Below are 10,857 nucleotides of genomic sequence, written 5' to 3' on the forward strand. Positions count from 1 at the left end.
CTACGATCAATATGGCGCGGCCGCAGGTGCAAAGAAAGGTTTAAGGGCGAAGGGCTGTGCCCTGAAGTCTCCATGGCTTCTTGTTACCTCTCCCTTGCACCTGCGGCCGCGCCTGATCCGGCAAAGCACCTTATTCCTTAAACAAAGCTCGCGCTTAGAATTGGCTGACTGCACTGTGAGGTGAACCATTTGCCCGGAAGAGTAAAGGGGCGAAAGCTTTCAGCGGCGAATAAATAGCTCTTTTCTTAAAGCCGCTATTCTTCCCACAACACCCGCCTGAAAGCCAGGGTCTGCAACGTCTCCGTAGCTAATTTCCCGAATACATCCGATCGTTCTGTCATGCTGTGTAAATGGGTGCGACTCCAGCCAAAGATGTCTGGGGAGAGTAATGGAATACACAGTTTCCAGTGCGACTGAAGATCACGTTGCAGCGCAAAAGGTAACTGCGTGAGGTTACGTAATGTCCCGACCAGCTGTAGGATAAACGCTTTGCTGATCCGCTCTGACCATGGCTGTAGCCGGGATAGTACCAGCAGGCGTGCTATTCCGCCATGATGAAGCGCATGCTGTTCAGCAGTAAGCAATTGGTGAAAGGTGGCAAGGAAATCTTCCTGTGGAAGCATGGCCGTGATCTCCGCAACCAGACCGGAGGGCAGTTGAGCGATGTTGGCCTGTAGGGCAAAGTCGATAAACTCGGAGGCCACCGGCAAGTCCGCATAATCTTTGATGGCCGTCGCGGCAGCATACAGCTGCGCTTTGGTTAGGGATACCCAGAACTCCGGCAAGGGTTTGTCGATCAATTCCGGCAGGGTAGCCGGGGGTAAGTTGGCGAGCAGGAATTCGCTGATGGATTCTTGCTTGTGCAGGCCGCCATAGGTGTCGAGGAGTGCCTTGGCATCATTGTCAGAAAGAAAGCTTAGGAAACGACCGCTATCATCGAAGGCGGCGGTAGCGACCTGGATGAGTTCATCGTGCGCCTGCGGGTCGCCGGCCAGTAACAGCAAGCGCAGGATTGCGCGGCGGACGCCGCGCCGCTTAGGCCCCAGTCCTGCCCGAAGCCAAGGAATGTCATCAGCACTCAGGCCCACCTGCAGGCCAGCTAACAGCGTTTCCTGGTTCTTAGGGGATTGCCCCTTCCAGATGGCGGCCAGGCCTTTCCGGGCAGCTGCTGGTGCAACGGCGCGCCAGCGACGGAGCAAAGGGGTCCGCCGGCCAGGTGTGGCCTCCGCTGCCCATGCGACGGAAAGATCAATGTCCGGGTCAAGCGCCGACCAGTCCGGATGTTGCCGAGCCAGCCATAAGGCCCGGTGGCCGCCAATTGTTAGCATTTGTCGGGCGACGGTCGGCTGATCGGTCAGTTGTTTTAACGCCTCCTCCAACAGCTCTGGCAACAGATGCGGCGGGAGCAGGAGTTGGCGTTGTTCGAGCACCGACAGTGCTTCGGGGAGTAACGTAGGGTAGGTGCCCCGTAGAATGAGCTCCAGTGCCCGTGTACGTCGTGGGCCCGGGAGTTCCCGCTCTTCAGCTGCTGCGGCAGCTGTTTTGGCGTCAACTTTTTGCCCCGGTTGTAGCCGCTGCAAACGTTCTGTGATGGTCCAGGCGGTGAGCAGTTGTTCGGCGACATCAGCCGTAGCGGTTGGGTCCAGGGCATCGTTAGCTTCCAGCCAGCGGGTAAGCTCTGCGTTGATGTCTCGGCGGGCGGTGCCGAGGGTTAGGGTACTGAGGAGGGTGTCGTGCCAGGTGGACATGCGGCTAAGGTAGTGAGTTGGTGAGTTATTGAGTTGGTGAGTGGCTACCGCAAGTGCCGTTCGCTGCTCTTTGGACGCTCGCCGGGGAGGGAATGAGAGAATAATGGGCTAATGGAATGAGAGAATAGCTGCCGTAATTGCCGTTCGCTGCCCCTCGTTTTAGTTGCGTTGCCCCAGTCTAGAATATCATAACGATTACTAAGATCAGGAGTGCTCACCCGGCGAGCAAGCGCAGTGCCGCAAGCGGAAACAGCGGTAGCCACTCACCCATTCTCTAACTCACCAACTCGCCAACTCACCAACCGTCCAACGGCCCTCCCCCCTTTGCTCCTTTATCCCCTTCCCCTTTGGGGACCGCGCCTGCGGCGCGACTAGGACCCTTTGCACCTGCGTCCGCGCCCAATACCGCAAAAAATGCCCTTAAATCGTCTCAAACAACCAATTTCACTCCTTTTTCGTTAAAAACCCACCCGGCCAGCCACCAAAACAGGCCAAAAACGTATTTTACGGACTGAAGCGGTTTTAGGTTTTACTGAAAGTGCTCCTTTACCTTACCTACCCGCTATGCACCCAGTTAAGCTTTTGCTCCTACCTTTATTACTCTGTTTTACCACCAGCCACTTATCCGCGCAAAGCACCCTTGATGGTACTTGGGAAGGCTTCATGACGGTGGGCGGTATTCATTCCGACAAGCAGCTGCCTACCCAGCTTTACCTGAAAACCACCGGCAAAAAAGTGGAGGGCAGAAGCTACGTGCAACTGCCGGATGGCTCAACGTTACGGATGGACCTGAGGGGCTATCTCTACAACGACTATTCCATCCAACTTGTGGAGACTTCCTTCGCCGGTGATCCCGACAACGACATCATGCCGGAATTTAACCGCCAGTATCAGATCATTTTTAAGGCAGATCTGTGGGACCCCAAACTCAAGGGTTTCTGGCAGGAGCAAACAGAGGATACCTTTGGTGAAAAACGCCGGCGGGGGAGAATGCTGCTGACGAGGAGGAAGGTCAAGGGGGTGTAATTGGTGATTGTTGATTGTTGATGGTGAAACAGAACTCATCGATTCAACGGGTGAGCTAAATCAACAATTAAGAATCACCAATCAACAATCACAAGATGCGTACCTTACCCCAAAGCTAAATTTTCATGCAAATTCAATTCTGCGGCGCAGCCCGCGAAGTAACTGGTTCCGCCCACCTGCTTACCCTCGACGATGGCTACAAAATATTACTCGACTGCGGCCTGTACCAGGGACGGAATAAAGAGATGGAGGATTTCAACGAGAACTTCATTTTTAAACCGGAAAGTGTAGACTGCCTCCTCCTTTCTCATGCACACATCGACCATTCTGGCCGCATACCGAAATTGGTAAAGGATGGTTTCCGCGGACAGATATATGCCACCCACGCCACCCGTAGCCTGTGCGCGATAATGCTGTTGGATTCTGCTTTTATTCAGGAAAAAGACGCGGAATACTTTAATAAAAAACGTGGAAAATTCGGTGAAGGTAAACAGCCTTTATACACCCGTGCCGACGTAAAACCGGCCATGGAACGCTTTGTCGGCCTACCTTACGAACATTGGGAACGGATCCATCCCAACGTCGAGGTATTGTACCGCGACGCCGGCCATATACTGGGTAGTGCCAACGTCACCCTGCGGATCAAGCGGGCCGATGGCACCACTACAACATTTGGTTTTAGTGGCGATATTGGTCGGCCGAACCGCCCAATCCTGCGTGATCCGCAGCCGATGCCACCCTGTGATTACATCATTTGTGAATCGACCTACGGGGACCGCGAGCACGATCTGCCGCCCAACGAAATTGAACGGTTCCTGAAAATAATCAAGGATACCTGCGTAGAGAAAAGAGGCAAACTGCTCATTCCGGCCTTCAGCCTGGGGCGTACCCAGGAAATCGTGCATATGCTCGATCAGTTAGAAAATGCCGGCCGGTTGCCGAAGATCAAGGTATTTGTTGACAGCCCACTGGCCGTAAACGCCACCACTGTGTTTGGAGCCCACCCCGAATGCTACGATGCAGAGCTCCAGGAATACATGCTGACGGACGATAATCCCTTCGGCTTTAATGAATTGACGTACACCCAGAGTGTGGAGGAGTCAAAGGCCCTCAACTACCTCAAAGGTCCGGCCATCATCATCTCTGCTTCGGGCATGATGAACGCCGGGCGTAGTAAGCACCACCTGCGCAATACCATGGGGAGTCCTAAAAACACCATCTTTATCGTCGGTTACTGTTCCCCGGAAACCCCCGGTGGAAAGCTGCGCGCTGGTGCTTCCGGGCTCAAACTTTATGGCGATTACCACGAGTTGCGTGCCGAAGTGGTGATCATGGACAGCTTTAGTGCCCACGGCGACCGCTCCGAAATGATCGATTTTCTTGCCGGCCAGCAAGATACCTGTAAGAAGATTTTCCTGGTACACGGCGACATTGAACGTATGGAAGCCTTCGGCGCTGTGTTGAAAGAAAATGACTTTAGGGAATGGGTGGCACCTACGTTGGAGCAGACCATTGAGCTTTGATGGTTTATGCGTCCTTGGAATAGGTTATTACATGCTCTCGTCCAACTTGGAAATGCTAACGCTTGGGTCCCCTTTCTCCTGGGCAAGGGAAGGACAATCGGAAGATCGCTCGTCGGCCGAGGCGCGACGCAGGAGCTGGCTCGTCCGCCGAGAGATTGGATCGCGAAGCCTCCCCTCGGCGGACGAGTCAGGTCGTCCCTCCCGCCTCGGCCGACGAGCGAAGCCTTCGCTTGTCGTGGTCAGGTCTACATGGTTCATTGGAGCTCTTTCTTCTTCTTTTTGCTAATTCCCTTCCTCTTCTCGTGTAACCGCCAACCCAATCCTCCCCTAAAAACAACCTTCTATCATTGGCAAACGACCCTGGCACCAGACACTACTGCCCGCGCCTTGCTGGCGAAATACGACTGTGACCGGTTGTACGTAAAGGCGTTCGACGTAGCCTGGAACGCAGGACAGCCGGAACCAACTGCCCTGATTCGCCTGGAAGACACCGCTGGCTTGCCGGCCTTGGTTCCAGTCGTTTTTATCACTAACGAAGTGATGTCGGAACAGCCAGCGGACCGGCTTAAAGAACTCGCTGACGATGTGGTTGGCCTGGTGGAAGAGCTCCTGCCGCAGGGGTTCGGAGAGTTGCAGCTGGACTGTGATTGGACGGCGCGGACGCAGGTGCAATATTTTGCCTTTTTAACAGCCTTGCGGGAGCGCCTGGGTACGGGGCGGGAGCTGACTTGTACTGTCCGGCTACACCAATACCGGGCACCCAGGACGCAGGGCATTCCACCCGTAGGCCGGGCCACGCTGATGGCCTACAACGTTGGGGACCTCAACCGGTGGGAGACAGAGAACTCCATTATTGATACCAACATCCTGAAAACCTACCTGTCTGGAGCGGAGCCTTATCCGCTCCACCTCGACCTGGCGGTCGCGGTCTACGACTGGGCCGCCGTCTACCGGCGGGATAACCTGAGCTACCTGATCAACGAACCGGACCTTGCTGAACTGAAAGACACTTCCCGCTTTCGCGCACTGTCAAACGACGATCTTCGCTACGAAATCATCCAGTCCACCTATTTTGATGGCATCTACCTGTACGAAGGTGACCTGCTTCGCCGGGAAGTCGCTTCGCCAGACCTGATGGAGGCACAGGCAGCTTTGCTGCGGCGCTACGTGGCGGCGTTTCCGGGGCAGCGGTTGATGGTGTATCGGGTTGGAAGTCGGTTGTGGAATTAAGCAAGCAACCATTGTATTCCTGTTACAGACAAGGATATTATTACGAAAGCTAAGTAGCTAAATATAAATGTGAGCACTAGCCAGATAATACCAATTACGCTTAATTCGTCTTCACCATCTTCTATTCGAAAAGCTAATTTTCCAGCCAGAAAGGCGGCTGCGAAAATCCCTGGAATTAGAAGGGTGAAGGTTATTTCCAGACCAACGAAATCTAAATTTCCAATCTGCTCCATGATGCATGGATAAAGAGCTTTGAATAATAAAGTGGAAGATCATGTCTACATGTCTTTGTTTCAATAAGCCGGGATTACCGCCGCCGCTTCCGCTTCCCCACCGCATGTTTACGAATCTTCGTCCCTTCACTGCCAACATACAACCACCGTTCATCGTAAAAATCCACTGCCTCGAACTGGGTGGGGATGAACCAGCTGAGGTTGCGGCGTTTTACCTTGCCCTGGAGAAAATGGTCTTTGGGATAATCTTTTATGGTGATCAGCGAAGCAGCGCCGCTGGGCCAGAATCCGGCCAGAAACTTAAAGTTATAGGCGGTTAATACCAGTTCTCCGCGCCCGGCATCGAGGGCGGCGGCGGTTACTACACGGCGGGGCAAGTAAAGACTGTCGACAAGTTCCGCCACGTAGGTGCCGGGAGTGGCCGGTAAGCGATAATGGTAAGTATAGTACTTCCCTTTACCGAACAACTGGTCTTTGGTGAAAAGGTGGAGCTGTCCGGCATGGTGAACCAAGGCTTCACAGTCGTAGTTTCCGGGGAAGTCCCGGCCGCGGCCATCCTGGCCAGGGTAAGTGAAGTTTATGGTGTCGGTGGTGCCGGTTTCTGACTGGTAGCGATAGATCTGCATACTGGTACGCTTACCGGTGTTGTTCCCGAAGTCGCCCAGGTAAAGGTTACCGGCGGCATCACGGGTGATGTCTTCGTTGTCTACCGCGCCGGCGGCGAGAGTTTCCTGGCCGATGATGATACCGCGCTGATCGGTGGTGTACACCTTTGGCCCGTCGCCACTGTCGTTGTGCCAGGTGAAATCCCCTTCCTCAATGCTGAGGCCCGAGGCTTCCGTAAGGATAGGAGGCAGGCGGATGGTTTTGGGCGGAGCGGCGATGGAACAAGCCGTGAGGCATCCGATAACAATCAGGTAAATTGGCAATTTCAACATTTGGCGAAGCTACGGAGGCATCAGAAAACACAGCTCTTCAAAGCCATTTTTTTGCACCTGCGGCCGCGCCTGAAAAGTCCGCAAAACCCCAGCTTTCCATTTTGCGGGAGGCCTTAGGAAACCGGCGAAAATTAATGCGATAAACGAGTGTTTAATTGGCGGGGAAGAGAAAGGACGGTTGTTAAATTTTTACACACCGATTTCAATCCTTTATCTTTGGCAACCACTCCACTCTTTTGTCTTCCCTACTTCTCCCGATGAAACCGTTCCTAACTTGCGTCCTGCTCCTGTCTTGCCTATCCTCCTTTTTTGCTCAATCTGCTGCGCCTGAACTAGCGTTACAGCGGATTTCCGGACAAGCCTTCCAATCCTCGGAAGCTAAGATGCCTTGTAGTGGCACCGGAGGTAGCTCCATCACTATTTTAAGTTGTGCAGGAGAGCCAGCAAACCCAAATGGCCCAGTAGGTGGAGCACCCATGTCCTGGACGGCAACGGGAAGTAACAATTTTTACTACACCAGGATTTATAACGGACCTGATACTTTCCAAATTGTACGTGATTTAGAAAGCAATGAAAGCGTTTACCAAGCGGGAGCTGATGGCAACTACTCAGGAACTCTTGCCATTGGTATCGGCACAAGTACTTGCCTCCCCGCAGGAACATGGACCGTACAGGTCTGGGACGTGATGGATGTAAATGGCGATTTGCGGCCTGATCGGGTAGGTGGCACCAATAACGCAAACGATCCCATCATCGGCTGCTTCACCGAATGTACTTTCCTTTTCCAACCCTCCTGCCTCCCCGACAATTCTCCTGCTTTTACGGCAACGGTAACGGATGTCGGGTGTACTACAGTCGGGGCTATTAGTCTGTCCAATTTCGACTTAAACCGGTTCTATTGTACGGATATTGATGGTTTTGACTTATCCTACTCCTGGACTGGCCCCGGAGGCTTTACCGCCAACACGACCGACATCTCCGGCTTAATGCCAGGGTCCTATACAGTGGTGGTCGAGGATTTCTATGGCTGTACCTCTACCTTGACCAGAACGGTGAGTAATATTGCCCCAGTAACCATTGATTGCCCGGTAACCGGTAACCCGCCAACTACCGTTGGTGGTTCCGATGGGTCTGCAGACATAACTATTTTAACCGGCTCAGGCGATTACTCGATCTCCTGGTCTGGCCCGAGTACGGGTAGCCTTTCGAATGCTTTTGACGGGCCAAACCTCGTCAGCAACCTCAGTACCGGCACCTACACCTTTATTGTCACGGACGATATCTCAGGTTGTACCGAGATGTGTACGGTCACCATCGAAGAGCCACCTTGCGACATCGCCTTCACCGTAATGCTGGATGGAGATGGCAACGTAGTGATCACCATTCAGGGTGGGTTCCCGGATTTCTTCCTGGACTATGTCGGTCCTACCAATATGACGGCCATCGGGCCCATTGGCTCAGGCGGTATTACCCTGCCAGCTATAAACTTCATTCCCGGAGACTACGACTTCTTCCTGTACGAATCAGTCCGGCCGCCGTCAATCCCGGTCCCGTGTGAGGCCTTCCGGGACCTCACTGTCCCACCGGTTGACTGCTCCGATCTCACGTTTACCCTGGAGGATTTGCAAGCACCTAATTGTGGCGGCGTAAATGACGGCCTGATCGAGATCTCCTTCACCGGAAACTTCAGCCCGGTCATCGTCTGGACCGGCCCCGGCATCACCGGTAGCGGTGATCTGATTCAAAATAACCTCGGTCCGGGAACCTACTCCTTCGAAGTCTTCGACAGCAGAGACTGTTCCGTTATGGACAGTTATACCTTCACCACTCCTGCAGCTCTGACCATGACTTGTGGCGCGGTGGGCGAAACGCTGGCCTCCAGGGATGATGGCCTGATCGGCTACCAACTTATGGGAGGCACTCCGCCCTACACCCTGAGTTATACTGCAACCGACCCCGGCGGGGCACCGCTCCCGCCGTTGACCGGCCAGCTAACCGCAAACCAGGATACGCTAAGGAACCTCCAGGCGGGTACCTATAATCTGACCATTACGGATGGTAACGGCTGCACAACTACCTGCTCAGCAGAGGTGACCGAGCCAAACTGTACCCTAACGGTTAACTGCGGAGTCGACAATCCCATTACGGCCGGAGGAACGGGTAGTTTGACCGTTGCCTTTGATGGCAACCCCGACTGGACGGTGATGGTCACCGGTCCTAAAGATTCCACGTTCACTACTGCTAACAGCTCAGAAACAATTAACGATTTACCACAAGGGACCTATCTGGTGGAAGTATTCAACTCGGAAGGCTGCGTTGGGAGTTGTTTTAACTCAATTGTCGGACCCACCTGCGACCTCGCGTTTTCGAACACTACGGAGAACCCTTCCTGTGCCGGAGGTAGCGATGGGGTAATCAACCTCGACATTTCCGGAGCAGCTCCGGGTTTGATCATCGACTGGGACGATGATGCCTTTGATGGGATGGATACGGTACGCAACCTGGCTGCGGGGAGTTATACCGTCACGTTGTCTGATCAGACCGGTTGCCCGGTGGCACCACAAACCATCGTAATTGCGGACCCGGCACCAATGGTGGTCATGCTTAACTTACCAGCCGCCATTGCTTGTAATGGTGATAGTACGGGAACCATTTTAGCCGGAACATCAGGGGCCACAGGTCTTATCTCCTACGAATGGTCTGTTGATTCGCTTCCGGATAATTCCATAGTTACTGGGTTGGTAGCGGGAACCTATCACGTATTGGCTACTGATGAAAATGGTTGTACTGCCCGGGATACCATAACCATTACTCAGCCGGAAATATTGATGCTGAATTGTAGTGCGGTCGGAGAATCCTCTGCCGGCTCGACGGATGGGATGGTTACGGTTAGTTTTTCGGGCGGGGGCGCAGGTGCCGGGGAAGTTGTACGGCTCAGTGGGGACCTCGGGGACCACGATATCACGGCTGGCGCTGACTCCGTTTTCATGAACCTTGGACCTGGGACTTACAACCTGACGGTGACGAACGCCGCTGGCTGTACGGATCAATGCACAGCTATCGTCAGCCAGGGCGGTTGCGACATTACCGTAACGGCTGTCCCAACTCAACCAGACTGTGACAATGCCCTCGGTAGCGCTACGGCTCAGGTGGTCAACCCCAATGGAATGGTCACTTATTTGTGGAGTAACGACAGCACAACCGCCACCATTACGAACCTGATGCCCGGCGACTACTCCGTTACGGTTACCGACGCCCTGGGCTGCGAAGCCCTGGATGAAGTGACGATTACGGCATTTACAAATTTTCCCGTTTTTACCTTTCTGGGAGCCAGTGGTGTTTGTGACGACGGATGTATCGAACTGCAGTATGATGCAAGCGGAACGACCCCCATGGAAGTAGAATTTGACCTGGAAAGAGGTGGACTAATTCGCCAGTATACGTTTATTATTTTCTCCGAAGGAATAGGAAGTCAGCAGCTTTGTCCGGCAGACTTTATTGGGGTTCCGGATTTTAGCAACACAACTTTTCAGCTGACGGGCATCGACGATAATAACGATTGCTCGCGGTCACTGGATGATCGCTTTGATGTTTTTGTTTTCCCTCCGGCAACGGGAGTACTGGATACAATGACCTGTTTTGGCGGAGACGTAGTCTATGAAGGGGAGATCTTCAACGCCGGCCGGACGACTGGCGATGTGGTGATCTCGACGCCGTCGGTCAACGGTTGCGACTCGACGGTTACGGTCAACCTGAGCTTTTTCCCCGCAGCGTTGGGCACCCTGGATACGACCATCTGCGCAGGCACGGACCTGGACTACTTCGGCGAGATCTTCAACGCCGGCCGGACGACGGGCAACGTTGTTGTTCCCACGCCCTCGGTGAACGGTTGTGACTCTACGGTTACGGTCAACCTGAGCTTCTTCCCCGCAGCATTGGGNACCCTGGATACGACCATCTGCGCAGGCACGGACCTGGACTACTTCGGCGAGATCTTCAACGCCGGTAGGATGACAGACGACGTTGTTGTTCCCACGCCCTCGGTGAACGGCTGTGACTCTACCGTTACGGTCAACCTGAGCTTTTTTCCCGCAGCGTTGGGTACCCTGGATACGACCATCTGCGCAGGTACGGACCTGGACTACTTCGGCGAGATCTT

The 10,857-nt window shown here is 53.9% G+C and carries 7 protein-coding genes; 3 read left to right on the top strand and 4 right to left on the bottom strand.

Annotated elements, in window-relative coordinates; genetic code table 11:
• Nucleotides 1-254: 254 nt before the first annotated feature.
• Nucleotides 255-1,748: a DUF5691 domain-containing protein gene (locus B036_RS0109995; RefSeq protein WP_020568569.1), complete on the bottom strand. Its 1,494-nt coding sequence runs from the start codon at nucleotides 1,746-1,748 to the stop codon at nucleotides 255-257.
• Between the two features lie 564 nt (nucleotides 1,749-2,312).
• Here B036_RS0109995 and B036_RS0110000 point away from each other — a divergent pair.
• A complete protein-coding gene (locus tag B036_RS0110000; protein ID WP_020568570.1) occupies nucleotides 2,313-2,774 on the top strand; it encodes a hypothetical protein in 462 nt (153 codons plus the stop codon).
• A 125-nt stretch (nucleotides 2,775-2,899) separates the two neighbouring features.
• Nucleotides 2,900-4,297 (top strand): MBL fold metallo-hydrolase RNA specificity domain-containing protein, encoded by a 1,398-nt coding sequence (locus B036_RS0110005; protein ID WP_020568571.1) that lies wholly within the window; start codon nucleotides 2,900-2,902, stop codon nucleotides 4,295-4,297.
• A gap of 27 nt (nucleotides 4,298-4,324) precedes the next feature.
• Here the strand turns inward: B036_RS0110005 and B036_RS34095 are convergent, their stop codons facing one another.
• Nucleotides 4,325-4,555: a hypothetical protein gene (locus tag B036_RS34095; protein ID WP_157472101.1), complete on the bottom strand. Its 231-nt coding sequence runs from the start codon at nucleotides 4,553-4,555 to the stop codon at nucleotides 4,325-4,327.
• A gap of 21 nt (nucleotides 4,556-4,576) precedes the next feature.
• Here B036_RS34095 and B036_RS0110010 point away from each other — a divergent pair, with 21 nt between their 5' ends.
• Entirely contained in the window at nucleotides 4,577-5,527 is a 951-nt protein-coding gene (locus B036_RS0110010; RefSeq protein WP_157472102.1) for a hypothetical protein, read from the top strand.
• Here B036_RS0110010 and B036_RS0110015 read toward each other — a convergent pair.
• Together B036_RS0110015 and B036_RS31905 are read right to left on the bottom strand one after the other, a co-directional pair.
• Nucleotides 5,524-5,760 (bottom strand): hypothetical protein, encoded by a 237-nt coding sequence (locus B036_RS0110015; RefSeq protein ID WP_020568573.1) that lies wholly within the window; start codon nucleotides 5,758-5,760, stop codon nucleotides 5,524-5,526. The two genes, B036_RS0110010 and B036_RS0110015, sit on opposite strands and share 4 nt — an antisense overlap.
• A 74-nt stretch (nucleotides 5,761-5,834) precedes the next feature.
• Nucleotides 5,835-6,698: a hypothetical protein gene (locus B036_RS31905; protein ID WP_020568574.1), complete on the bottom strand. Its 864-nt coding sequence runs from the start codon at nucleotides 6,696-6,698 to the stop codon at nucleotides 5,835-5,837.
• Nucleotides 6,699-10,857: the final 4,159 nt, after the last annotated feature.

The organism is Neolewinella persica DSM 23188 (genome assembly GCF_000373105.1).
GTDB lineage: Bacteria > Bacteroidota > Bacteroidia > Chitinophagales > Saprospiraceae > Neolewinella > Neolewinella persica.

Excerpts from the sequence above, each read along its gene's own strand:
- B036_RS0110015 (WP_020568573.1), bottom strand. The coding sequence starts at position 5,760 with ATGGAGCAGATTGGAAATTTAGATTTCGTTGGTCTGGAAATAACCTTC.
- B036_RS0109995 (WP_020568569.1), bottom strand. The coding sequence starts at position 1,748 with ATGTCCACCTGGCACGACACCCTCCTCAGTACCCTAACCCTCGGCACC.
- B036_RS0110000 (WP_020568570.1), top strand. The coding sequence starts at position 2,313 with ATGCACCCAGTTAAGCTTTTGCTCCTACCTTTATTACTCTGTTTTACC.
- B036_RS34095 (WP_157472101.1), bottom strand. The coding sequence starts at position 4,555 with ATGAACCATGTAGACCTGACCACGACAAGCGAAGGCTTCGCTCGTCGG.
- B036_RS0110005 (WP_020568571.1), top strand. The coding sequence starts at position 2,900 with ATGCAAATTCAATTCTGCGGCGCAGCCCGCGAAGTAACTGGTTCCGCC.
- B036_RS31905 (WP_020568574.1), bottom strand. The coding sequence starts at position 6,698 with ATGTTGAAATTGCCAATTTACCTGATTGTTATCGGATGCCTCACGGCT.